This is a genomic window from Streptomyces sp. NPDC004732 (genome assembly GCF_040609235.1).
Lineage (GTDB): Bacteria > Actinomycetota > Actinomycetes > Streptomycetales > Streptomycetaceae > Streptomyces.
The window spans coordinates 361,282-383,455 of the sequence record NZ_JBEXJR010000004.1 but is presented as its reverse complement, the minus strand read 5'-3'; the positions used below and the strand labels follow the sequence as shown (position 1 = coordinate 383,455).

22 protein-coding genes are annotated in these 22,174 nt (G+C 71.0%); 9 read left to right on the top strand and 13 right to left on the bottom strand.

The genetic code is table 11. The annotated features are described in order from the left end of the window. Positions 1-34: 34 nt before the first annotated feature. Complete coding sequence (locus ABZV77_RS13995) at positions 35-712, bottom strand: response regulator transcription factor (RefSeq protein WP_356255137.1); 678 nt, start codon at positions 710-712, stop codon at positions 35-37. 404 nt (positions 713-1,116) lie between these two features. On the opposite strand from ABZV77_RS13995, the gene ABZV77_RS13990 reads away from it, so the two are divergent. The 5 genes from ABZV77_RS13990 to ABZV77_RS13970 all read left to right on the top strand — a co-directional run bounded on the left by ABZV77_RS13990 (position 1,117) and on the right by ABZV77_RS13970 (position 6,571). Next, positions 1,117-2,850, top strand: coding sequence for an ABC transporter permease subunit (locus ABZV77_RS13990; protein ID WP_356255134.1), 1,734 nt, complete (start codon positions 1,117-1,119; stop codon positions 2,848-2,850). Between the two features lie 68 nt (positions 2,851-2,918). Beyond that, positions 2,919-4,280, top strand: a complete 1,362-nt coding sequence (locus ABZV77_RS13985; protein ID WP_356255131.1) for a nitrate/sulfonate/bicarbonate ABC transporter ATP-binding protein — start codon at positions 2,919-2,921, stop codon at positions 4,278-4,280. Beyond that, on the top strand, positions 4,277-4,417 hold the full coding sequence (locus tag ABZV77_RS13980; protein WP_356255128.1) for a hypothetical protein: 141 nt from the start codon (positions 4,277-4,279) through the stop codon (positions 4,415-4,417). The genes ABZV77_RS13985 and ABZV77_RS13980 overlap by 4 nt, the downstream gene beginning before the upstream one ends. A 16-nt stretch (positions 4,418-4,433) precedes the next feature. Then, on the top strand, positions 4,434-5,405 hold the full coding sequence (locus tag ABZV77_RS13975) for an endonuclease/exonuclease/phosphatase family protein (RefSeq protein WP_356255125.1): 972 nt from the start codon (positions 4,434-4,436) through the stop codon (positions 5,403-5,405). A gap of 62 nt (positions 5,406-5,467) precedes the next feature. Then, positions 5,468-6,571 carry a hypothetical protein gene (locus tag ABZV77_RS13970; protein WP_356255122.1) on the top strand — a complete coding sequence of 368 codons (1,104 nt, stop codon included), beginning with the start codon at positions 5,468-5,470 and terminating at the stop codon, positions 6,569-6,571. A 24-nt stretch (positions 6,572-6,595) separates the two neighbouring features. Here the strand turns inward: ABZV77_RS13970 and ABZV77_RS13965 are convergent, their stop codons facing one another. Both ABZV77_RS13965 and ABZV77_RS13960 read right to left on the bottom strand, forming a co-directional pair. Further along, on the bottom strand, positions 6,596-8,983 hold the full coding sequence (locus ABZV77_RS13965; RefSeq protein ID WP_356255119.1) for a glycoside hydrolase family 95 protein: 2,388 nt from the start codon (positions 8,981-8,983) through the stop codon (positions 6,596-6,598). A 180-nt stretch (positions 8,984-9,163) separates the two neighbouring features. Then, entirely contained in the window at positions 9,164-9,664 is a 501-nt protein-coding gene (locus tag ABZV77_RS13960; RefSeq protein ID WP_356255117.1) for a hypothetical protein, read from the bottom strand. A 167-nt stretch (positions 9,665-9,831) separates the two neighbouring features. On the opposite strand from ABZV77_RS13960, the gene ABZV77_RS13955 reads away from it, so the two are divergent. Then, complete coding sequence (locus tag ABZV77_RS13955; protein ID WP_356255114.1) at positions 9,832-10,557, top strand: leucine-rich repeat domain-containing protein; 726 nt, start codon at positions 9,832-9,834, stop codon at positions 10,555-10,557. A gap of 25 nt (positions 10,558-10,582) precedes the next feature. Here the strand turns inward: ABZV77_RS13955 and ABZV77_RS13950 are convergent, their stop codons facing one another. The 6 genes from ABZV77_RS13950 to ABZV77_RS13925 all read right to left on the bottom strand — a co-directional run bounded on the left by ABZV77_RS13950 (position 10,583) and on the right by ABZV77_RS13925 (position 16,126). Beyond that, a complete protein-coding gene (locus ABZV77_RS13950; RefSeq protein ID WP_356255111.1) occupies positions 10,583-11,569 on the bottom strand; it encodes a universal stress protein in 987 nt (328 codons plus the stop codon). Between the two features lie 86 nt (positions 11,570-11,655). Further along, a complete protein-coding gene (locus ABZV77_RS13945; protein ID WP_356255108.1) occupies positions 11,656-11,898 on the bottom strand; it encodes a DUF397 domain-containing protein in 243 nt (80 codons plus the stop codon). 110 nt (positions 11,899-12,008) lie between these two features. Continuing rightward, on the bottom strand, positions 12,009-13,175 hold the full coding sequence (locus ABZV77_RS13940) for a thiolase domain-containing protein (protein ID WP_356255105.1): 1,167 nt from the start codon (positions 13,173-13,175) through the stop codon (positions 12,009-12,011). Then, positions 13,168-14,226, bottom strand: coding sequence for a thiolase domain-containing protein (locus ABZV77_RS13935; protein ID WP_356256052.1), 1,059 nt, complete (start codon positions 14,224-14,226; stop codon positions 13,168-13,170). The genes ABZV77_RS13940 and ABZV77_RS13935 overlap by 8 nt, the downstream gene beginning before the upstream one ends. A 42-nt stretch (positions 14,227-14,268) precedes the next feature. Further along, entirely contained in the window at positions 14,269-15,231 is a 963-nt protein-coding gene (locus tag ABZV77_RS13930; RefSeq protein WP_356255103.1) for an OB-fold domain-containing protein, read from the bottom strand. Between the two features lie 94 nt (positions 15,232-15,325). Continuing rightward, positions 15,326-16,126 (bottom strand): crotonase/enoyl-CoA hydratase family protein, encoded by an 801-nt coding sequence (locus ABZV77_RS13925; protein ID WP_356255100.1) that lies wholly within the window; start codon positions 16,124-16,126, stop codon positions 15,326-15,328. Positions 16,127-16,335: 209 nt separating this feature from the next. Here ABZV77_RS13925 and ABZV77_RS13920 point away from each other — a divergent pair, with 209 nt between their 5' ends. After that, positions 16,336-17,949, top strand: coding sequence for an acyl-CoA synthetase (locus tag ABZV77_RS13920; protein WP_356255097.1), 1,614 nt, complete (start codon positions 16,336-16,338; stop codon positions 17,947-17,949). 24 nt (positions 17,950-17,973) lie between these two features. Here ABZV77_RS13920 and ABZV77_RS13915 read toward each other — a convergent pair whose 3' ends face one another. After that, positions 17,974-18,840, bottom strand: coding sequence for a SigB/SigF/SigG family RNA polymerase sigma factor (locus ABZV77_RS13915; protein WP_356255094.1), 867 nt, complete (start codon positions 18,838-18,840; stop codon positions 17,974-17,976). A gap of 49 nt (positions 18,841-18,889) precedes the next feature. Continuing rightward, a complete protein-coding gene (locus ABZV77_RS13910) occupies positions 18,890-19,336 on the bottom strand; it encodes an ATP-binding protein (protein ID WP_356255091.1) in 447 nt (148 codons plus the stop codon). Positions 19,337-19,566: 230 nt separating this feature from the next. On the opposite strand from ABZV77_RS13910, the gene ABZV77_RS13905 reads away from it, so the two are divergent. Beyond that, positions 19,567-19,932 carry an STAS domain-containing protein gene (locus ABZV77_RS13905; RefSeq protein WP_356255089.1) on the top strand — a complete coding sequence of 122 codons (366 nt, stop codon included), beginning with the start codon at positions 19,567-19,569 and terminating at the stop codon, positions 19,930-19,932. A 20-nt stretch (positions 19,933-19,952) separates the two neighbouring features. Here the strand turns inward: ABZV77_RS13905 and ABZV77_RS13900 are convergent, their stop codons facing one another. Then, complete coding sequence (locus tag ABZV77_RS13900) at positions 19,953-20,846, bottom strand: LysR family transcriptional regulator (RefSeq protein WP_356255086.1); 894 nt, start codon at positions 20,844-20,846, stop codon at positions 19,953-19,955. 244 nt (positions 20,847-21,090) lie between these two features. Between ABZV77_RS13900 and ABZV77_RS13895 the strand changes: the two genes are divergently transcribed. Continuing rightward, positions 21,091-21,828, top strand: coding sequence for a dienelactone hydrolase family protein (locus tag ABZV77_RS13895; protein WP_356255083.1), 738 nt, complete (start codon positions 21,091-21,093; stop codon positions 21,826-21,828). Positions 21,829-21,835: 7 nt separating this feature from the next. Here ABZV77_RS13895 and ABZV77_RS13890 read toward each other — a convergent pair whose 3' ends face one another. Continuing rightward, positions 21,836-22,171: a winged helix-turn-helix domain-containing protein gene (locus tag ABZV77_RS13890; RefSeq protein ID WP_356255080.1), complete on the bottom strand. Its 336-nt coding sequence runs from the start codon at positions 22,169-22,171 to the stop codon at positions 21,836-21,838. Between the last annotated feature and the right edge of the window lie 3 nt (positions 22,172-22,174).

Genomic DNA, 22,174 nt, shown 5'->3' with positions numbered 1-22,174 from the left:
GCGGAACCTGCCGGGCCGCTCAGGGGGCGTCGCGTCAGGGGGCATCGGGAGCCAGCCGGTAGCCGATGCCCCGCACGGTGCGGATCGTGTGTCTGCCGAAGGGCGCGTCGACCTTCTTGCGCAGCGAGCTGACGTACACCTCGACGATGTTGGGGTCGAGGTCGGACGGCGAGTCCCACACCTCGTCGAGGATGTCCTGCTTGGAGACCGCGCCGCCGTCCGCGGCGAGCAGACAGCCGAGCACCTCGACCTCCCGCGCGGTCAGCTCGACCGTCTGCTCGCCCCGCTTGCAGAGCCGGGCGACGACGTCGAGCGTGAGGTCGCCGACCTGCAGCGTCGCGGGCCGGTCGCGTCCGGCCCGGCGGCCGAGCGCGCGCAGCCTGGCGAGCAGCACGACGAGCGAAAACGGCTTGGTCAGGTAGTCGTCCGCGCCCGCGTCGAGCCCGTCGGCCTCGTCGTACTCGCTGTCCTTGGCGGTGAGGATCAGGACGAGGGCGTGCTCGTCGTGGCTGCGCAGTCTGCGGCAGACCTCCAGGCCGCTGAGGCCCGGCAGCATCAGATCCAACACGATCACGTCATAGCCACCGGTCAGCGCCAGCTCCAGTCCCGTGTGCCCGTCGTGGGCGACGTCCACCCAGTGGCCGTCCGAGGAGATGGCCCGGCGCAGGGTGTCGGCGAGTGCGTGCTCGTCTTCGATGACCAGGATCTTCACGGTTCAAATATCACATATCTCGTAAATAAGACGCGGACCTCCCACCCTACGTCGCCGTTCCTGAGCCCTTGCTGAGGATCCTGAAGCCCCTGTGGCGAGGCGGCGGGCACCGAAAACTGAAGAGGGCCTCAGGTCGCTCAGGTTGCGTTCAGGGGTCCTGCGCGAGAGTTGAGGGGCGGCGCGAGAAACGCGCTGCCCGAGGATGTGAGGAGGTGGTCGTTGTGCTCTACGGCGACCCTCCCAGTCGCGCGTCCCGCTGCTCCACGCGTGTCGACACCGCTGGACAGCCGCGGCGTACCGCCGCCTGACGCAAGCAGCCCTGACTTCACCCGTCCCCGGGCCCTTCCCCGCGCCGCGCCCTGCGCGCCGTGCCGTCGTGCCCGCAAGACCTTCCGGGTTCCCCCATGTCCAAACTCCGTCAGTTTCCCTCCCGCGGCGCCGTGCGCGTCGCCCGCATGCGCCCCGTCGACGTCCTCGTCCTGCTCGGTGTCGTCGCGGTCTTCTACCTCGTGGCCCGGGTCGGTGCCTCGACCGACCGGCCCTTCGACGCCGACGAGCCCCCGGTCGTCTCCACCGATCCGGGCGAGCTGCCCTATTACGCGGCGCGCTCCCTGCTACGGATGTTCGTCGGCCTCGTCCCCGCCGTGATCTTCACCTTCGTCTTCGGCACCTGGGCGGCCCGCTCGCGGCGCGCGGCGAAGGTGATCGTCCCGGCCATCGACATCCTGCAGTCGGTGCCGGTCCTGACCTTCCTGAGCATCACCGTCACCGGTTTCATCGCGATGTTCCCCGGCTCCACCCTGGGGCTCGAACTCGCCTCGGTCTTCGCCGTGTTCACCGCGCTGGTGTGGAACATGGCGATGGCCTTCTACCAGTCCCTGATCACCCAGTCCAAGGAACTGGACGAGGCGGCCCGGCTGATGCGCCTCACCCGCTGGCAGCGGTTCTGGAAGGTGGACGTGCCCAGCGGCATGATCGCCCAGGTCTGGAACGGCATGATCAGCTTCGGTGCCGCGTGGTTCGCGCTGTCCGCCTCCGAGACGATCAGCGTCAACGGCAGCGACAACGGGCTGCCGGGCGTGGGCTCCTATGTGGCGCAGGCCCTCGACAACGGTGAGGGCCTGCGGGTCGCGCTCGCCGTCGTCGTCATGATCGCGATGGTCGTGTCCGTGAACTTCTTCTTCTGGCGGCCCGTCACCGCCTGGGCGGAGCGGTTCCGCACCGAGGACTGCGAGATCGCCGAGCAGCCCCGCAGCTGGTTCCTCGACCTGCTGCGCCGCTCCACGGTGCCCGCGCTGCTCGGCCGGATGCTGCGCCCGGCCGGTGAGCGCCTGGACCGCGCCATGCGCGTCCTCGGCACCAGCCCCGGGCGGCTGCACCACGATCCGGTCCGCCGCAGGCGCGCCGACATCGCCTTCTACATCCTCTACACCGCGGCGGTCGCCGCAATCCTCTGGCAGGCCTGTACGTACATCCTGGACAACGTCCCGGTCGGCGAGATCGGGCACGCGGCCTGGCTCGCGCTGATCACGTACGGCCGCGTCATGATCCTCGTGGTGTTCTCCACGCTCGTCTGGGTGCCGATCGGCGCCTGGATCGGCATGAACCCGAAGGTCAACCGGATCGCCCAGCCGATCGTCCAGGTCCTTGCCTCCTTCCCGTCCAACTTCCTCTTCCCGCTCGCCGTCGTGGTGCTCGGCGCCTCCGGAATCTCCCTGAACTGGGGCGCCATCGCCCTGATGGCGCTGGGCGCCCAGTGGTACGTCCTGTTCAACGTGATCGCCGGTGCCAGCTCCATCCCCGGTGATCTGCGCGAGGCCTCCGCCGACCTGGGGCTGCGCGGCTGGCTGCGCTGGAAGAAGTTCATCCTGCCCGCGGTCCTCCCCTCGTACACGACGGGTGCGCTGGCCGCGTCCGGCGGTGCCTGGAACGCCTCCATCCCCGGCGAGCTCGTCAGCTACGGCACGACGACGCTGACCGCCGTCGGCATCGGCGCCTACATCACGCAGGCCACGGACTCGGGCGACTTCGCCCGCAACTTCCTCGGCGCCGTCCTCATGAGCGTCTACGTCGTCATCATCAACCGGCTTCTCTGGCGGCGCCTGTACCGGTTCGCACAGAAGCGCTGCGCGCTGTGACCGCGCGCCACGGGCTCCGGTCCCGCCACTGCCACCGCCTCACCACCCCGTCGCCGAGGAGCGATTCCATGAACACCTCCGCCCCGACCACCTCTGCCGCCGGTACGGCGCCCTCCGTCACCGACTCCACGGTCATCGCCGTCCGCGGACTGCACAAGCACTTCTCCTCCCCCACCGGCGGTGTGCTGCCGGTCCTCCAGGACATCGACCTGACCCTGCACGAGGGCGAGATCGTCGCGCTCCTGGGCAAGTCCGGGTCCGGCAAGTCGACCCTGCTGCGCCACATCGCCGGGCTCCTGGCCCCGTCCGCCGGTACGGTCCACTACCGCGGCACGGCCGTGAACGGCCCCAACCCGGGCACGGCCATGCTCTTCCAGTCCTTCGCCCTCATGCCGTGGCTCACGGTGCAGCAGAACGTCGAACTCGGCCTGCAGGCACAGGGCGTCGAGCCCGTCGCGCGCCGCCGGCGGGCGCTCGCGGCCATCGACATGGTCGGCCTCGACGGCTTCGAGAACGCCTACCCCAAGGAGCTCTCGGGCGGCATGCGCCAGCGGGTCGGCTTCGCCCGCGCCCTGGTCGTCGAACCGGACGTGCTGCTGATGGACGAGCCGTTCTCCGCCCTGGACGTGCTGACCGCGCAGACCCTGCGCAACGAACTCCTCGCCCTGCTCACCCGCCCCGAAAGCCCCACGCGCACCGCCCTCCTGGTCACCCACTCCATCGAGGAGGCCGTCCAGCTCGCCGACCGCATCCTGATCCTCGGCACCGACCCCGGCACCATCCAGGTCGAACTGCGGGTGGACCTGCCGCGCCCCCGCAACCGCCGCACCCGCGGTTTCGAGGCGCTCATCGAGGACGCGTACGAGTGTCTGACCGGCGAGCGGGCCGAGCTCCCGCCCACTCTCGGCACGCACGACCCCCTCCGCGCCGCGGCTCCCCTGCCGCACGCCGACGTGGAGCAGCTCACCGGGCTCCTCGAAGAGCTCGACGGCAGGGGCGGCGCGGTGGAACTCCCCGCTCTGGCCGACGCGCTGTCGTACGAGGTCGACGACCTGATGCCGCTGGTGGAGGCGGCGAAGGCGCTCGCCTACGCCAGGATCAGGTCCGGCGAGCTGCGCCTGACCACCACCGGCAGCGGCTTCGCGAGCGCCGACATCCTCACCCGCAAGCGGCTCTTCGCCGCCGCCGTCCTCGCCAACGTCCCGCTCATCGCCACCATCCGCACGCTCCTCATGGCGTCCGACGGCGGGCGTCTGCGGGAGCACCACATCACCGACCGGCTGCGCGCGAACTTCTCGGAGCAGACCGCGCAGCAGCAGCTCACCATCGCCATCACCTGGGGCCGTTACGCCGAGCTCTTCGAGTACGACGCCCGTGACGGCGTCCTGCTGCTGCCGCGCGAGGACCACACGGCGGGAGACGAACGATGACGTCACCCGAGTCCCTGCGGACCGCCGTCGCCCTGGCGGCGGTCTCCGCGGTCCTGCTGGCCGCGGTCACGGCGGTGGCGTTCGCCCTGGTCGGGTGGGGTGCCGCCGGTCGGCGCACCACCAGCGGCGACTTCTGAACGGACTGCACCGAAGATGCGTATCGCCCTCTCCGCCCTCCTCCTCACCGCGCTCCTGGTCTTCCCCGGCGTGTTGCCCAATACGCCGGGGCACCTGGGCAGTCTGGTGGAGACCGCACTGCCGTGGTTCGGCCTCGGCGTGCCGCTCCTGCTGGCGTGGGCGGCGGTGCGCCGCTCCTTGAAGGGGGTGGCGTTCGCCCTGGTCCCGGCGGTCGCCTGGGCCGTTCTGTTCGGCCCGGGCATCGTCTCCTTCGCCGAACCCGGCACCGGCCGGACCGACTTCCAGGTGCTGACGCTCAACGTCGGCGGCGACCGCACCGCTCCCCGGGACGTCTCCCGTGACGTCCTCGCCACCGACGCCGATGTGGTGGCCCTGCAGAAGGTGCCGAGGCAGGCCATGGAGGCGTACGAGGAGGAGCTGCGCGGCACCTATCCGCACCACGCGGTGGGCGACACGCTCGGGCTGTGGTCCCGCTATCCGCTGCGCGAGGTCGAGAAGCTCGATCTCGGCGGCGCCTGGCCACACGCGATCCGGGCCGTCGCCCGCACACCCGTCGGCGACACGGCGGTGTACGCGGTGCGCCTGCCGTCCGTGCGCGTCACCTTCGACAAGGGCTTCGCCGTGGCCCGGCGTGACGCGAGCGCGGACCGGCTGCGCGAACGGATCGCCCGGGATCCCACGCGGCGCGTGGTGCTCCTCGGTGACCTCAACGGCAGCCTGCGGGACCGGGGGCTGGCACCGCTGACCCACGGGCTGCGGCCCGCGGACGACCGGGCGGGCCGCGGTCTGGGCTTCACCTGGCCCGCCGCGTTCCCCGTGGTCCGTCTCGACCACGTCCTGGTGCGCGGCCTCGCGTCGACGGGGTCCACCGTGCTCCCCGACCTCGGCAGCGACCACCGGCCGGTCCTCACCGGGCTGCGGGCCGTAGGGCGAAAGTCCCTGGGTTTGGGGACTTTCAGCAAAGAGATCGAGCGCGAAGAGCTGTGACGATCAAGACATACCCGAAGATCATCCATCACCCTTTCGGTTCTCCCAGAAAGGCCGCCCCGATGACCTCCCCCTCGGACAATCCACCGCTCGCCCACGGCTTCCTTCCCGAGCGGCTCCCGGCGCCTCGTCTCTCCGGAGCCTGGACCGGTCTGGACGCGCTGGCCCACGCGGCCGCCGCCGCGCCGTGCCGGGAGGACGCCCGCCTCCTGGTCGAGCAGGCCTGCCGGTCCGCCGAGCTGACGGTGCTTCGCCAGCGGGTCGCCCGGCTGTCGGAGCACCGGGCCAGAGCGGCGACGATGCGGTTGGCGGTCATCGTGGCGGCTTGCGGGTGGACCGGTCTGGACCCGGCGTCACCCATGTCCCGGCGCGCGGTGAACGAGCAGTTCCGCACCCTGTGGTCGTCGCTCGCGCACCGCAGCGACCACCCTCAGTTCGTCGCGCTCCCCACGCTGTCGCTCCTGAACTGGGCGCCGCTGCGCAAGCCCGGCCGTGCCATGCCGGTCGACCAGCTGGCCCGTACCGAATCCCTCGTGCCGATCGTGCGCTGGTCGGCCGGGGACCAGCCGCTGTCCCGCCTGGACCGGCTGATGCTGGCCACGGTGCGCCTGGAGGCCCACGGGGTCTGGCTGTTCCGGCTCGCCGAGACCCTGGCGGGCCGGTCCGCCGGTGACCGGTCCGTCTCCGTCGCGCTGCGCCGCATGACCCGCATCCAGCACGCCCTGCACGGGCAACTCCGGTCGAGCACGGTGAAGTTGAGCCTGGCGCCCGCGACCGGTCAGCAGTGTGCGGTACTCACCTCGCTGGCCGAGCAGGAGGCGCTGGAGCCGCCGGTGCTCCTGGCCTCCGATGCCGTCCTCGGCATGGGCGGCCGCATGGGCGTCGGCAGCCGCTACCAGTTGCGCCGGCACCTCCCCGCCCAGCACCGCGCCTGGCTCTCCACCCTGGACCGCCGCAGCGCGGCCGTGCGGACGCTCGCGCACCGCCGCGGCCCGGACGCGGACGCCTATCGCGACGCCCAGGAGTCGCTGGTCGCGCTGCGCTGCGCGTACGCGGAACTGGTGCGGACCGCCGCTCGCCCGGCCGCGAAGGGCCGCCCCGGAACGACGCGCCCCATGATCCGGACCGCGCAGCGGCACAGGGTGGCGCTCGGCGGAGCTGCCTGATTCCCCCCTGGGCCGCCGGGCCGCTCACCGGTCAAAGACGTACCGCTGTCCCGAGCGCACCTTCAACGTCTTCGCTCCACCGCTGAACAGCGCACTGCGCAGGGTCAGTTCACGCGTGCGCGAGGCCCGCAGCGCGATGCGGGTGGCGCGGCCCGCGGCCCAGTCGATGTCGATCGTCGCGCCGCCGCGCGCCCGCAGGCCGCGCACCGATCCGTCGGGCCAGGCCGCGGGCAGCGCGGGCAGGATCTCGATGGCGTCGTGCTGGCTCTGCAGCAGCATCTCGACGATGCCCGACGTCGCGCCGAAGTTGCCGTCGATCTGGAACGGCGGGTGGGTGTCCCAGAGGTTGGGCAGCGTCGAGGACTTCAGCTGTTCGCCGAGCATCTTCTGTGCGTGGTCGCCGTCCCGCAGGCGCGCCCAGAAGTTGATTTTCCAGGCCTTGGACCAGCCGGTGCCGCCGTCGCCCCGCGCCGTGAGGGACACCTTCGCCGCCTCGGCCCACTTGCTGCCCGGCTCGATCTGGCGCCCGGGGTGCAGGGCGTAGAGGTGGGAGACGTGCCGGTGGCCGTCCGTGCGGTCGTCCAAGTCGGCCTTCCACTCCTGGAGTTGTCCCCAGGAGCCGATGCGCAGTCCGGGGTCCAGGGACCCCAGGGTCTTCTCCAGCTCGGCACGGAAGGCCGGTGAATCCCCGAGCACCCTGGCGGCTTCCAGGGTGTTGGTGAACAGGTCGTGGACGATCTGCTGGGCCATGGCGGCGCCCGCGGTGAAGTCGCCGTGCTCGGGCGAGTAGCTGGGCGTGACGATCAGGGTGCCGTCGCGCGGGTCGGTACGCAGGTTGTCGAGCCAGAATTCCGCGGCCTCCTTCAGCACCGGGTACGCGATGGTGCGCAGGTAGTCCGTGGAGCCGCCGAAGCGGTAGTGCTCGTACAGCTGGGCGGTGAGCCAGGCCGCGGCCTCGGGAAACCAGAACGCGGTCGACCAGTCGTGCACGCCCGTGAAGCCGTAGGGGTTGGTCTCGTTGTGCACCACCCAGCCGCGGCTGCCGAACATCTCCTTGGCCGTACGCCGCCCGGGCGCGCGCAGGGCCTCGACGAAGCGGTCGTACGGGGCGGTCGTCTCGGGGAGGTTGGCGGCCTCGGCGAGCCAGTAGTTCATCTGGAGGTTGATGTTGGTGTGGTAGTCGGCCGACCAGGGCGGGGTGGTGCTGTTGTTCCAGACGCCCTGGAGGTTGGCGGGCAGTGATCCGGCGCGCGAGGAGGCGATGAGGAGGTAGCGGCCGTACTGGAAGAAGAGCGCCTCCAGCGCCCGGTCGGCGGTGGCGTCCGCCCCGGTGCCGTACTGCTTGAGCAGCCGGTCCGTGGGCACGTCGGCGGGTGCCGCCTGGCCGATGTCGAGGGTGACGCGGTCGAACAGGGCGCGGTGGTCGCGCAGATGGCGGGCCCGCAGCGTGCCGTGGCCCGCCGTGACGGCCTCGTCGACGGTGCGGGTGACGGTGGCGTGCGGGTCGTCGCCCCGGTAGTCGGGGTAGGTGTCGGCGTAGTCGGTGCCCGCGGCGAGGACGAACCACACGTGGTCGGCGCCGGTGACGGTGACACTGCCGTCGTCGTGGGCGACGCTCGTGCCGCCCTGGTGCCGTACGCGGAGTTGGGCCTCGAACTTCAGGGCGTTGTCGGCGAGTTCACCGCGGACCGTGATCCGGTCGCCGTCCGCCTTCGCGGTGAAGTCGGCGCGGGGCGAGGTGTGGCGGAAGGTGCAGGTGACGTGTGCGGCGCGGTCCGCGGAGAGACGGCCGACGATCACTCCGTCGGGGTGCGAGGCGAAGAACTCCCTGTGGTGGCGCACCTGTTCGTGGAGGTACGTGACGGTCGCGAGGCCCTGTCCGAGGTCGAGCGCGCGGCGGTACGTGGCGTCGGGCGCGTCCGGGGCGCCGGGCACGTCGATGTGGAGGTCGCCGAAGGTCTGGTGGGCGCCGTAGCCGCGCCGCGCCTGGCCGAGCTTCGCCGCGGCGTCGTCCGGGGTCAGCCTGCCCTTTTCGTCGAGCTCGTCGCGCACGGCGTCCAGGGCACCGGGCCGGGCCGCGGTCCAGTTGCCGAAGTCGTAGCCCTCCCGCGAGCCGGGGCCGCCGGTCCACAGGGTCTTCTCGTTGAACTGGAGCCGTTCGGAGGCGAGGGTGCCGAAGACCATGGCGCCGAGGGCTCCGTTGCCGATGGGCAGGGCCTCCCGCTCCCAGTCGGCGGCGGGAGCGCCGTACCAGAGCAGCGATTCATGCGATTCGTGCGATTCATCGGATGTATCGCGCCCCGAGCCTTCGGTAGCCGTGGCAGCCCCGGAAGCCGCAGAGGCCGCCGGAGCTACACCGACTGCACCGCCACCCGCTGCCAGAGCGGCCGCACCACCGATGGCGGACCTCATGGTCGTTCTTCGCGTGATCCCCTGAGTCATGACCGGTTACGTTAAAAGTCCGATGACTGGCTGGCAAGAGGTCGGCGGCAGGTTGGCAACAGGTTCGCGGGAGCAGCACACAAAACTGCCCCGTTCCTTGGACGGAACGGGGCAGGACTTGGACGGAAGTGCGTGCGTACGTGCGGAGTGTCAGCCCTGCTGGAAGAGCTCCGCGGGCAGCGGCTTCAGGAGCGCGTACAGGTCATCGGTGATCGGCCGGTCCCAGGCGGCGATGGTCACCAGGACGTTGTCGCTGCGGTCGAACTGGACGCAGGAGATCCGGCTCTCGGAGAGCTTGAGGCGGCGCACGATGAGGAGGTTGTCGCCCTGCATCACCGGCATGTCCTCGCTGGAGACGACCGTGATCTCCTCTTCGTTCTCCAGGGCCAGGAGCAGCTGGGCCACCTCGAAGGGGACCTCGCCCTCGGCGGTCTCGCGCGCGGGCGACCCCTCGGGGAGGTTGCCGATGATCATCGCGGGGCCGCGGCCGCCGAACAGGTCGTAGCGCAGGAAGACGCCCTGGCAGCTGCCGTCGGGGGCGGGCAGCAGGCCCGCGCCGAGATTGCCGGGCCAGTCACCGGGGTCCATGGCCAGGACGTCGAAGTCCGGGCCCGCGGGAGTGGCGGAGCTGCGGCGGCGGAGGAAGGACATGCGCCCATGGTACGTGGCCTGCGAGGCGTTCCGGCGCGGGGGCGGGCGCGTCCCGCACGGGCGGCCGAACTGCCCCACCAGCCACGGAGCAGCCCCGGCCGGGCCTCGGGCACAATGGGCGCGACCCGGGCGTCACCTGCCCGCGGCCACCGAGAGGCGGAGCTCCAGTGACCGACGGGTCCGTACTGAACTACTGGCACGGCGGTCTCGACGCCGTACCGGACGAGGTGTGGCACCACCCGCACCTGGAGGTCCTGCTCCTCCCCGACAACGCGCTCACCGACCTCCCGGACCGCATCGGCACGCTCAGCAAGCTCCACACCCTCGACCTCGGTCACAACAGACTGCGCACGGTCCCCGCCGGGCTCGGCGACCTCACGGCCCTCAGCCGCTTCCTCTACCTGCACGACAACGCACTCTCGGAGCTGCCCGCGTCCCTGGGCCGCCTCACCCGGCTCGCGTACCTCAACATCGGCGAGAACCGTCTGACCGCACTCCCCGACACTCTCGGCGACATGACCGGCCTGCTCGAACTACGAGCCCAGCAGAACGAGTTGACCCGCCTGCCGGACACCGTCGGCTCGCTCACGGCGCTCCGCGAACTGTGGCTGCGCGGCAACCACCTCACCGAGCTGCCGACCGGGGTACGCCACCTCACCGAGCTGCGCGAACTGGAACTCCGCGAGAACGCGCTCACGACCGTCCCCGACACCCTGCGCGGCCTGCCCCGGCTGCGCCGCCTCGACCTGCGCGCCAATCCCCTCGGTGCGCTGCCCGACTGGCTGGGCGAGCTGCCCGCGCTGGAAAAGCTCGACCTCCGCTGGACGAACGTCCCGGTCCGCCAGGACCTGCTGCGCACGCTGGAGGGCAAGGGCTGCGTCGTGCTGTCGTAGCCGGGCCTGACGTGGCCTGACGTGGCTAGGCGTTCTCGCCGGAAGGGCTCGGCGGGACGACCGCCACCGGGATCCCCGCGTGCAGCAGCACCGCGTGGGTGACGGAGCCGAGCATGCGCCCCGGGCCCAGCCTGCGCCGGTGGCGGCCGACGACCACGAGATCGGCGGCGTGTGCGGCCTCCACGAGGTGCCGCGCCGCGTCGCCCGGCGCGATGAACACGTCGACCCCGACCTCCGGGTGACGTTCCCGGTACGGGGCGAGCTGATCCTCTGTGAGCTTGCCGTACTCCCGCTCCGTCTCCGCGTCCTCGACGGCCTTCATCACGAACTCGCCGGTGGGTGTGCAGCTGAGGACGGGCCACGGATACGCGGCGATCACCTGCAGCCGGGCCCCGCGCCGCCCGGCCTCGGCGAAGGCGAACGCGAGGGCGTTCTCGTCCGGTGCGGGCGCCGAGTGGCCGAGGACCACGCGCGGGCCCGCGTCCGGCACCGACGCCTCGGGGCTCCCGGGCTCCGGGTCCGCCGCGGGCCGCGGCACGACCACCACGGGGCAGGCCGCGTCCCGCGCGCACGCCAGACCGTTCGAGCCGAGCAGCAGGCTGGCGAAGCCGCCCCTGCCGCGCGAGCCGAGGACCAGCAGCCCGGCCTCCGCACCGAGCCGGGGCAGCTCGCGCCCCGGGCTGCCGTCCACCGTGACGAACTCAAGCTCGGGCAGACCGGCGCGCCCCACGAGGGACTCGCGTGTCCGGTCCAGCACCGGGTCGCCCTCACCGCGCTCCACCACGGACGCGAAGGGACCGTCGACCAGCGGCACCTCATAGCCCCGCACGTGCACGATCCGCAGCGGCGCGGCGCGCAGCCGGGCGGCGTCCAGCGCCCACTCCAGGGCGCGGCCGCTGCCCTCAGAACCGTCCACCGCCACGACGACGGGTCCGTCGGGCCCGACGGCGGGCCAGGCTCCACTGCCGCTCACGGACTCACTGCGCACGCTGCTGACCGGTTCGCTGCTCATGGCTTCAGCCTGGTGCGGTGCTGCGCCCGCGGGCAGAGTCGAAAGTCATGTGATCGGCAGGGCCGAAGGGCCGTCGCGACCGCGCGCTACGTCAGATCGAACTCGCCCTCCCGGGCGCCGTGGACGAAGGCCCCCCACTCCGCCGGGGTGAAGATCAGGGAAGGGCTCTCCGGGCGGTCGCTGTTGCGCATCGCGACGAAGCCCTCGACGAAGGCGATCTCCACGTCCCCGCGCCCCTCGCTGCTCGATCGCCAGTCCGCCGTGCTGAGGTCGAGCTCCGGCTTGTCCCAGCCCGCGAGCGGATGCTGCTGAGTGGTGCTGTCGGCCACGTCCGTGCTCCTCCCGAATGCGTCGGTCCGGCGCCAGCCTAGCTTTCGCTCCGGGCGCCGGACAGGCCGCGGCGGCAGGACCTCTGGGCGTGCGGCGGCACAGGGCTCCGTCAGCTGGTGGGTGGTTCGGCGCCGACGAGCCACATGGAGAAGAACTGCGAGCCGCCTCCGTAGGCGTGTCCAAGTGCCTTGCGGGCGCCCTCCACTTGGTGTTCCCCCGCCTGGCCGCGCACCTGAAGTGCCGCCTCCGCGAAGCGGATCATGCCGGAAGCGCCGATGGGGTTGGTCGAAAGGACGCCGCCCGACATGTTCACCGGCAGGTCACCGTCCAGTTCCGTGACGCCGGACTCGGTGAGCTTCCAGCCCTCGCCCTCCGCCGCGAAGCCGAGGTTCTCCAGCCACATCGGCTCGTACCAGGAGAACGGCACGTACATCTCGACCGCGTCGATCTCCCTGCGCGGATCCGCGATGCCCGCCTGCCGGTAGACGTCGGCCGCGCAGTCCTTTCCCGCCTGCGGCGAGACGAAGTCCTTGCCCGCGAAGAGCGTCGGCTCGCTGCGCATGGCGCCGCCGTGCATCCAGGCGGGCGGCCGGGGCGCGCGGGCCGCGCCCGCCCGGTCGGTGAGGATCATCGCGCAGGCGCCGTCGGACGACGGGCAGGTCTCCGAGTAGCGGATCGGGTCCCAGAGCATGGGCGATGCCTGAACCTTCTCCAGGGTGATGTCCTGCTCGTGGAGGTGCGCGTAGGGGTTCTTCAGGGCGTTGCGGCGGTCCTTGTACGCGACGAGCGAGCCGACCGCGTCGGGGGCGCCGGTGCGCCGCATGTACGCCCGTACGTGCGGGGCGAAGAAGCCGCCCGCGCCCGCGAGCAGCGGCTGCTGGAAGGGCACGGGCAGCGACAGGCCCCACATCGCGTTGGATTCCGACTGCTTTTCGAAGGCGAGGGTGAGGACGGTGCCGTGGACGCGGCCCGCGACGAGGTTGGCGGCGACGAGCGCGGTGGAGCCGCCGACCGAGCCCGCCGTGTGGACGCGGAGCATGGGTTTGCCGACGGCGCCGAGTGCGTCGGCGAGGTAGAGCTCCGGCATCATGACGCCTTCGAAGAAGTCGGGCGCCTTCCCGATGACGACGGCGTCGATGTCGGCCCAGGTCAACTCGGCGTCCTGCAGGGCGCTCTGGGCGGCTTCGCGGACCAGGCCCGCGATCGACACGTCGCGCCGTGCTGCCACGTGCTTGGTCTGGCCGATTCCGACGACCGCCACGGGTTCCTTAGACACGGGTCTCTCCTTCCAGGAGGGCGACCAGGTTCTGCTGGAGGCAGGGCCCGGACGTGGCGTGGGCGACGGCGCGGTCCGAGACGCCCCGGTGGATGCGTGCGGCGGCCTCGCCGAGCCGGATGAGCCCGGCGGCCATCATGGGGTTGGCGGCGAGGGCGCCGCCGGACGGGTTGACGGTGACGTCGTCGCCCAGCCGAAGAGCCTTGCGCAGGACAACCTCCTGCGAGGTGAAGGGGGCGTGCAACTCGGCGGTGTCCACGGCCCGTTCGAAGACTCCGGCGCGCTCGGCGGCACGGCGCGTGGACGGTGAGTCGGTGAGGTCGCGCACGCCGAGGCCGTGCGCCTCGATGCGGTGGTCGATGCCGCGGATCCAGGCCGGTCGCTCGCACAGCTCCCGGGCCCTCTCCCCCGCGGCGAGGATCACGGCGGCGGCCCCGTCGCCGACCGGCGGGCAGTCGCCGGTGCGCAGGGGACGTACGGCGTACTCGCCCTGCGCGATCGAACCGCGCAGCTGGGCATGGGAGTTGGCGGCCGCTGCCGTGCGGCTGCGGCTCCCGACTGCGGCGAGGGCGGGCTCGTCGGTCTCCCCCGCGTCGATGAGCGCCTGCGCCTGGAGTGCGGCGAGGGCCACGGAGTCGGGCCAGAGCGGGGCGACGTAGTACGGGTCGAGCTGCCGCGTGAGCACGTCGCGCACGGAGCCGGGCGAGGACTTGCCGTAGGAGTACACGAGCGCGGTGTCGGCCTCGCCGGTCTGCAGCTTCACCCACGCCTCGTACAGCGCCCAGGCGCCGTCCATCTCGACGTGCGACTCGGAGATCGGCGGCCAGGCGCCCACCCCGTCGAGCGCCATCGTGAAGGAGAAGGCGCGGCCCGCGAGGTAGTCCGACGAGCCGGAGCAGGTGAAGCCGATGTCGCTGGTCTTCAGGCCGGTGGCGGCGAGGACCTCGTGCAGCACCGGCATGAGCATCTCGACCTCGGAGACCTCGTCGGTGGCGCGCAGGTGGTCGCTCTGCCCGAAGGCGACGACGGCGACGTCACGGGCGGGCCGCATCACCGGCAACGGCTCGTGGGGCGACGACTCGTGGGGCGCCATCTAGACCAGCTCCTTGTACGTGTCGTAGTCGGCGTCGGGCTCGCCCGTCGGCCGGTAGTGGTCGGGGTAGCGGCCGCCCTCGGTCCATACGGGTTCGACGCGCAGCCCCATGCGGACCTCGTCGTAGGGGATGCCCGCGATGCGTGCGTGCAGGGCCAGGTCGGCGCCGTCGAGGGCGATGTGCGCGTAGACGTAAGGGACTTCGATGTCGAGGTTCTTCGCCTTGATGTTGACGATGCAGTACGTCGTGACGGTGCCGCGCGGCCCGACCTCGACCCGCTCCACCGTGCCGACCCCGCACGTGGGGCAGGCGCCGCGCGGCGGAACGTACACCTTGCGGCAGGAGGGGCACCGCTCGCCGACGGTCCGCCGGTCGGAGAGGGCGTGGATGTACGCCGACTGGGCGCGGCCCGGCGAGTAGGTGTAGTCGAGCCGCGCGGGTGCGACGATTCCGGTGACGGGGTCGTCGAACGCGCCGGTGTGGGGCGCGGGTCGGCTGTCCGCCCCGCCTCCTTCGTACGCCTCGAAGCAGGCGATGTCCGTGATGGCGCCGACGCGTTCGTCGGCCCAGCGGACGCGCACCCGCATCCCGGTGCGCACGGCGTCGGGGCCGGGCACGTCCAGGGCGTGGAGCAGGGCGGTGTCGGCGCCGTCGAGCTTGACCAGTACCCAGGCGAACGGGGTGTCCAGGGGCTGGCCGCGGCGCGGTTCGTGGTTCCAGGCCCAGGTGGTGACGGTGCCGGTGGCCGCGACCTCCACGAGGTCGCGGATCTCTTCGGCGGTCACGGGGTCGTACTCGACGGGCGGGACGAGGGTGCGGCCGTCGCCGGTCCGCACGCCGAGCACCGTGCGCTCGCGCAGCCCGGTGAGGAAGGCGCTCTGCACGGGTCCGAGCGAGCGGGTGAAGGGGAACTCGACGACGAGAGGCGCACGAAGCACTTCTGGGGAGGGGACGGATGCCATGACGGGGACTCCGTTTCCGGTCAGCGGAGCGCCCCTTCAGGGGCGCGGGGAACTGCGCGATCAGCCGCATCGGGCCCGCGGCGAAAGGGACGGCCTACGCACGCCGGAAATCAGGCGCCCGCTTCTCCGCGAAGGCCCTGGAGCCCTCCTTCGCGTCGGCCGTGTCGAACACGGGCCACCCCCGTTTCAGCTCGGCCGCGAGGCCGTCCGGCTCCGTCATCTCGGCGGTCTCGTACACGGACGCCTTGACCGCCTCCACGGCCAGCGGCCCGCACGCGTTGATCTGTTCGGCGATGACGAGGGCCTTGTCCAGCGCGGTGCCGTCCGGCACGACGTGTCCGACGAGACCGATGGAGGCGGCCTCGGCCGCCGCGTAGGGGCGCCCGGTGAGCAGCATTTCCAGGGCGTGGGTACGAGGGATCTGCCGGGGCAGCCGCACGGTCGAGCCGCCGATGGGGAACAGCCCGCGCTTCACCTCGAACAGACCGAACGTCGCGGACTCCCCCGCCACGCGGATGTCGGTGCCCTGGAGGATCTCCGTGCCGCCCGCCACGCAGTAGCCCTCGACCGCGGCGATCACGGGCTTGCGGGGGCGATGGTGGCGCAGCATCGCCTTCCAGTGCAGATCGGGGTCGGCCTTGAGCCGGTCCCGGTACTGCTCGCCCTCCATGCCCTTGCCCGCGAGGGCCTTGAGGTCCATGCCCGCGCAGAAGGAGCCGCCCGCGCCGGTGAGCACGATGGAGCGGATCCCGTCGTCCTCGTCGGCCTCGACCCATCCGTCGTACAGGCCGACGAGCATCGCGAGCGACAGTGCGTTCTTCGCTTCGGGCCTGTTCAGCGTGAGTATCAGTGTGGCGCCTTCGCGCCGCACGGAGAGGTGTTCCGTGCCACCCATTGCCGTGCTCCCTCCGTCGACGGCCGCCCGTGCGGCGGCCGGTCGCCTGCAGACCTGGAACAGGTTGCAGTAGCGGGGGAGCCAGTTCAATAGTTTTCTGACACTCAGTCAGTTTTCTTGCGCGGGGGCCCTTCCCACTTGTGGGCCGCTCTGCTCTGATGACCGCCAAGCGAGACGTCACAGTGGGCACCGGGGTCAGGAGGAGTGCGGTGGAGTACAACCTTGCCGACCTGTTCGAGTCGGTCGTCGACGTGGTCCCCGACCGCGAAGCGCTCGTCTACATCGACCACCCCGGCACGGGAGCGGAACGCCGGTTGACCTACGCCGCACTCGACGCGGCCGCCAACCGCGTCGCCCATCACCTCATCGACAGCGGTCTGCGGCCCGGCGAGCACCTGGGCCTGCATATGTACAACGGCGTCGAGTACCTGCAGACGGTCCTCGGCTGCCTGAAGGCACGCCTCGTACCGGTCAATGTGAACTACCGTTACGTGGAAGAGGAGTTGGTCTACCTCTACCGTGACGCGGACCTCGCGGCGCTCGTCTTCGACGCCGAGTTCACCGAGCGCGTCGCGGCGGCGCTGCCGCGCACGGAGAAGCTGCGGCACCTGATACGGGTGGGGGCGCCCCCTGCCGAAGCCCCGCCGCTGGACGTGGTGGAGTTCGGCGACGCGGAGGCGGCGGGCTCCCCCGGGCGGGGGTTCGGGCCGCGCTCGGCCGACGACCTGTTCATCATCTACACAGGCGGCACGACCGGCATGCCCAAGGGCGTCATGTGGCGCCAGGAGGATCTGTTCTTCGCCGGACTCTTCGGCGGGGAGCCCGCTGGCGAGCCGGTGAAGCGGCCGGAGGAGCTGGCCGAGCGGGTCGCGGCGGGCGGTCCCGGCATCACCTTCTTCCCCACTCCCCCGCTGATGCACGGCACGTCCACACTGACCTCGTTCATCGCCTTCAACTACGGCCAGCGCGTGGCCCTGCACCGCAAGTACGTGCCCGAAGAGGTGCTGCGCACGATCGAGAAGGAGCAGGTGTCCAGCGTGTCGCTGGTGGGCGACGCGATGCTCAGGCCGCTCATCGACGCGCTGCGCGGCCCGCTCAAGGGCACCGACCTGTCCTCCCTGTTCAGCGTCTCCTCCTCCGGGGCGATCATGTCGGAGACGGTCCGCGCCCAGTTCCAGGAGCTCGCGCCGAACGTCCTGCTCCTGAACAACTTCGGTTCCTCCGAGTCGGGTTCCAACGGCAAGGCCACCGACGACTCGGGCCCGGAGAAGGGCTTCCGCCTGGAGGTCAACGAGCGTACGCAGGTGGTGGATCTGGCGACGCACGATCCGGTGCCGGTGGGCGTGCCGGGCCGCCTGGCCCAGCGCGGCCACGTGCCGCTCGGCTACTACAACGACGCCAAGAAAACCGCCGAGACCTTCTTCCAGAAGGGCGAGGAGCGCTGGGTGCTGCTCGGCGACATGGCGACGGTGGACGAGGACGGCATCGTCACCGTGCTCGGCCGGGGCTCCCAGTGCATCAACACGGGCGGCGAGAAGGTGTACCCGGAAGAGGTCGAGCAGGCCCTCAAATCGCATCCGGACGTGTACGACGCACTGGTCGCGGGCGTCCCCGACGAGCGATGGGGCAACCACGTCGCCGCCGTCGTCCAACTCCGGGACGGTGCGCCCCCGCTGGACCTCGCGGGGGTCCAAACCCACTGCCGGGCCCTGCTCGCCGGGTACAAGATCCCGCGGGCCGTGGTCTTCACGGACCACATCCAGCGCTCGCCCAGCGGCAAGGCGGACTACCGCTGGGCGAAGGCTGTGGCTGCCGGGGGCTAGCCGGGATCGGCCGGCGGGGAGGTGCTAGTCGGTGGCCAGGAGACCGGCGCGGAGCTTGCCGACCACGCGGGAGATCAGCCGGGACACGTGCATCTGCGAGCAGCCCAGCACATCGGCGATCTGCTGCTGGGTCTGCTCCTCGACGAAGCGGAGATGGATGAGGGTGCGGTCCCGGTCCGCCAGCTCCGCGATGAGCGGGGCCAGGGAGTGGAAGTTCTCGACGAGTTCGAAGGACTCCTCGTCGACGCCGATGAAGTCGGCCAGCATCGTGTCGGACTCGTCGTCCTGGCCGTTGACCGCGGCATTCAGGGAGACCGCGCTGTAGCCGTTGGACGCCTTCTGCGCCTCGGCGACCTCCGAGGGCGCCAGCTGCATCAGCTCCGCGAGCTCGGCGGTGGACGGCATGCGCCCGAGCCGGGTGCGCAGTTCCTCCGTCGCCTTGGACAGCTCGATGCGTGCTTCCTGCAGTCGGCGCGGCACGTGGACGGCCCACGAGGTGTCGCGGAAGAACCGCTTGATCTCACCGGTGATGTAAGGAACGGCGAAGGAAGTGAACTCGACCTCGCGGGTGAGCTCGAACCGGTCGATCGCCTTGATCAGACCGATGGTGCCGACCTGGATGATGTCTTCCATCTCCTGCTGGCCGCGGTGCTTGAAGCGCGACGCCGCGTACTGCACCAGCGAGAGGTTCATCTCGATCAGCGCATTGCGCACGTACTGGTATTCGTGCGTGCCCTCTTCGAGCCGGGTCAGGCGGTCGAAGAACCGCTTGCCGACCTCACGCGCATCCCTGGGCGCAATGGAGGAGGGGTCCGTGTACGCGCGCTCGACGAGGTCCTCTCCGGCACTGGTGGCCGTTTCCTGCGCCTGCCCTTGCGTCACGGTAATCATGGCGTTCCGCTCCTTGTTCAGCTCGGCTGTTTTCCCCGCAGCGCCCCGGTTACCCCGTCGATTGCCTCTCACGCGTACAGCTTTGCGAGGAGTTGCCGTCAGCCGGGGTCGGCAGGGCCAGCGCGGCGGCGATCGTCTTGCCGCCGCACCCCGTCTCGACCGTCACGTCCGAGCTGAGGCGCTGGACCATCAGCCAGCCGAAACCGCCCGGCTGGGCCGGGTCCGCGGGCACCTGGACGGGGGCCATCTCACTGCGGTCACTCACGCTCACCAGCAGGAACCCGTCCCTGACCCGCACATCGAGTCCGCTGAGGCCGCCGCCGTGACGCATCGCGTTCGCCGTCAGCTCGCTGACCACAAGGAGCGCGTCCTCGTGCAGTCGCCGCGCCTGCACAGGTGGCAGCTCGATGCACACCTGCCGCAGGGCCGCGCGCACTTCGGCGCGGGCCTGAGCGCAGGTCGTCTGCACTGTGTCGGGCATCTCGGGAGCGCTCATGAAGCTGTGATCCTTTCCCTGCACACGTGCAAACGCGACCGCATCTCATCGTTTCTCCGTGTTCGCATGCCCGAGCCGATTGCGCGCACACCCGCTGTGACCCACGAGAGCGAAATACGTTCACACCAGTGAAAGGATGTCGTATCGGATCTCTGTCCGGGCGGCCTTTCGCACCCGTCGAATAGGCCGGTGCGTTCTCACTCGGCAACGGCATATGACAAGGTCGGAGCATGTCCCTCAACAGCATCGAAGTCACCAGACAGGACCGGGTGGCGGTCGTCACGTTGCGCCACGACATCGACCTGGACAACGGGAGCGCGGTCACGGCCGCCTTCCAGAGCGCCCGGAGCGAGAACGGCACCAAGGCCACCCTGCTCGACCTCGCCGAACTCACCTTCGCCGACAGCGCCTTGCTCAACCTGATCCTGACGGCGCGCGCCGAGCACGAGCAGGCGCAGCGTCCCTTCGTCCTCTGCGGCCCTCTGCACAGCGCCATCCAGCGGCTGTTCGAGATCACGGGCGTCATCGACATCCTGGTCCTGGCCGACACGAACGAAGACGGTGTACGCGAGCTGAACAAGCTCCTCGACGGCTGACCGGCGCCGACCGGGCCGTCTCAGACATCCTCCGAGCCGAGCGCGGCCGCCAAGTGGTCGCGGAACCAACGGTGGCCCGGATCCGCCGAATTGCGGGGGTGCCAGGCCATCCCGAGTTCGAGGGGGGCCAGGTCGACGGGGATGGGGAACGTACGCAGCCCCATGGCCGCGGTGGTGTCCGAGAGCCAGCCGTCCAGGGTGAGCGCGACGAGATCGGTGTTCCTCGCGAGCATCATGGCGCTCGTGTGGCTGGGGACGACGACCGCGGTCCTGCGCTGCAGTCCGAGCTCCGCCAGCGCGCTGTCGATGGGGCCTTGACGCTTGCCGAGCCGTGAGATGCCGATGTGGTCGGCGGCGGCGAAGCGGCGCGCGTCGATGAGCCGGTCGAAGAGGGGGTGGTCGTCGCGCGCGACGGCGACCATCGTCATGCGCGTGAGCGGGCGGGTCCGGATCTCCGGGTCCAGGTGCCCGAGGACGCCCAGCTCCACGTCCACCCAGCCCTGCCGCAGCGCGGGACCACCCTCCATCGACTCCGGCAGGAAGACCACGTCGACGTGCGGGGCCTCGGCGTGGATCCGGTCGGTCAGCGTCCCGGCAAGTCCTGCCAGGAGCACGTCCGCGGTCTGCACGGTGAAGGTGCGCCGGAGATGCACGGCGTCGAAACCGGCGCCGGGCCGCAGGACGTTGTCGCAGCCGCGCAGCAGTTCGCTCACCTCTCCCTGGAGTTCCAGGGCCCGCGGGGTCGGCACCAGGCCCTGGCCCGCGCGGACCAGCAGCGGGTCGCCGACGGCCCGTCGGAGCCGGGCCAGCGTCCGGCTGACCGCCGCGGGCGACGTGCCGAGCCGCTCGGCGGCGCGCGTCACGCTGTTCTCCTGGAGCAGGGCGTCCAGTACGCGCAGCAGGTTGAGATCCATCGCCACTTCGATACTCCCTGAGCCGTCCAAGCCGCGTTCACGGTACGTCTGAGCTGTGTCTTTACGTATGACATCAATGATCAGAGGCTGATCTTTGCATGGCAGTGCGATCTGCTGCGGCTCCGAGTGTGACCGTCCTTGTGAGCCCTCGCCGTATTTCAGGTTTCAGGGGGATACCCGCGCGGCTCTGCCAGCAGCAGAACAGCGGCCGGACCGGGCTCGACGATCACTACAGTCCGGTCTCATGACGACGATTGCGACGCGTACGGTCGAGTACTCGGCCGACGGTCTGACGATGATCGGGCACCTCGCGCTCCCGGCCGGTGCCGACCGCCGGCCCGCGGTGCTGCTCGGACCAGAGGGCATGGGGCTCGGCGACGTCGAGCGCCGCCGGGCCGATGCTCTCGCCGAGCTGGGATATGTAGCGCTGGCCTTCGACCTCCACGGCGGTCGCTATCTGAGCGACCCCGAAGAGATGCTCGCCCGATGCATGCCACTGCTCGCCGATCCCGACCGGATGCGGGGCATCGGCCATGCGGCGCTCGACGTGTTGCGCGCCGAACCGCGGACCGACCCCGACCGGATCGCCGCTATCGGCTACGGCACCGGGGGCGCCGTCGGGCTGGAACTCGGCCGAGACGGCGTCAGGCTGCGCGCGATCGGCACAGTCAACGCACTGACCACGGGCCGACCGGGCGAGGCAGCACGCATTCACTGTCCGGTGTGGGCCGGGGTCGGGTCGGAAGACCCGATCATGTCACCCGCGCAACGGACCGCGTTCACCGCCGAGATGCAGGACGCGGGCGTCGACTGGCGCCTGACGGTCTACGGCGGCGCCTTGCACGCCTTCCACCACCCGCCGGTCGATCACCCCACCGTCCCCGGCGTCGGCTACCACCCGCAGCACGCGCAGCGAGCCTGGCGCGACGTCGTCGACCTGCTCGCCGAGTGCGTGCCCGTGACGGAGGATCCGAGGGCATGACCTGCACTCAGCGAGGAGCGGCACCGCCCGGGGGCTCTGCTCCCAGGAGGGCGAGCAGCCCGGGGAATCTCTTCTCGATGTCCGCGCGTCGTAGACGGATGCCCTTGCGGTTGCCGTAATCGATCTCGTCAATGAGACCTGCCTCGCGCAGGACCCGGAAGTGATGGGTCTGGGTCTGCTTCGAGATCGGAAGATCGAACGAGTTGCAGCCCCGCTCGTTGTCGCTGCGGTCGACGGCCAACTCCGTCATCACCGAACGGCGGTGCTCGTCGGCGAGGGCGCGGAACACCGCACCCAGATCGAGCGCATCGGCCTCCGGTCCCATCCGGTTCGTCCCGGCCACATG

Bases quoted from the DNA above. Each gene is read 5' to 3' on its own strand.
- ABZV77_RS13990 (WP_356255134.1), top strand. From the start codon at position 1,117: ATGTCCAAACTCCGTCAGTTTCCCTCCCGCGGCGCCGTGCGCGTCGCC.
- ABZV77_RS13985 (WP_356255131.1), top strand. From the start codon at position 2,919: ATGAACACCTCCGCCCCGACCACCTCTGCCGCCGGTACGGCGCCCTCC.
- ABZV77_RS13980 (WP_356255128.1), top strand. From the start codon at position 4,277: ATGACGTCACCCGAGTCCCTGCGGACCGCCGTCGCCCTGGCGGCGGTC.
- ABZV77_RS13975 (WP_356255125.1), top strand. From the start codon at position 4,434: ATGCGTATCGCCCTCTCCGCCCTCCTCCTCACCGCGCTCCTGGTCTTC.
- ABZV77_RS13970 (WP_356255122.1), top strand. From the start codon at position 5,468: ATGACCTCCCCCTCGGACAATCCACCGCTCGCCCACGGCTTCCTTCCC.
- ABZV77_RS13965 (WP_356255119.1), bottom strand. From the start codon at position 8,983: ATGAGGTCCGCCATCGGTGGTGCGGCCGCTCTGGCAGCGGGTGGCGGT.
- ABZV77_RS13960 (WP_356255117.1), bottom strand. From the start codon at position 9,664: ATGTCCTTCCTCCGCCGCCGCAGCTCCGCCACTCCCGCGGGCCCGGAC.
- ABZV77_RS13950 (WP_356255111.1), bottom strand. From the start codon at position 11,569: ATGAGCAGCGAACCGGTCAGCAGCGTGCGCAGTGAGTCCGTGAGCGGC.
- ABZV77_RS13935 (WP_356256052.1), bottom strand. From the start codon at position 14,226: ATGCGGCCCGCCCGTGACGTCGCCGTCGTCGCCTTCGGGCAGAGCGAC.
- ABZV77_RS13930 (WP_356255103.1), bottom strand. From the start codon at position 15,231: ATGGCATCCGTCCCCTCCCCAGAAGTGCTTCGTGCGCCTCTCGTCGTC.
- ABZV77_RS13925 (WP_356255100.1), bottom strand. From the start codon at position 16,126: ATGGGTGGCACGGAACACCTCTCCGTGCGGCGCGAAGGCGCCACACTG.
- ABZV77_RS13915 (WP_356255094.1), bottom strand. From the start codon at position 18,840: ATGATTACCGTGACGCAAGGGCAGGCGCAGGAAACGGCCACCAGTGCC.
- ABZV77_RS13910 (WP_356255091.1), bottom strand. From the start codon at position 19,336: ATGAGCGCTCCCGAGATGCCCGACACAGTGCAGACGACCTGCGCTCAG.
- ABZV77_RS13905 (WP_356255089.1), top strand. From the start codon at position 19,567: ATGTCCCTCAACAGCATCGAAGTCACCAGACAGGACCGGGTGGCGGTC.
- ABZV77_RS13900 (WP_356255086.1), bottom strand. From the start codon at position 20,846: ATGGATCTCAACCTGCTGCGCGTACTGGACGCCCTGCTCCAGGAGAAC.
- ABZV77_RS13895 (WP_356255083.1), top strand. From the start codon at position 21,091: ATGACGACGATTGCGACGCGTACGGTCGAGTACTCGGCCGACGGTCTG.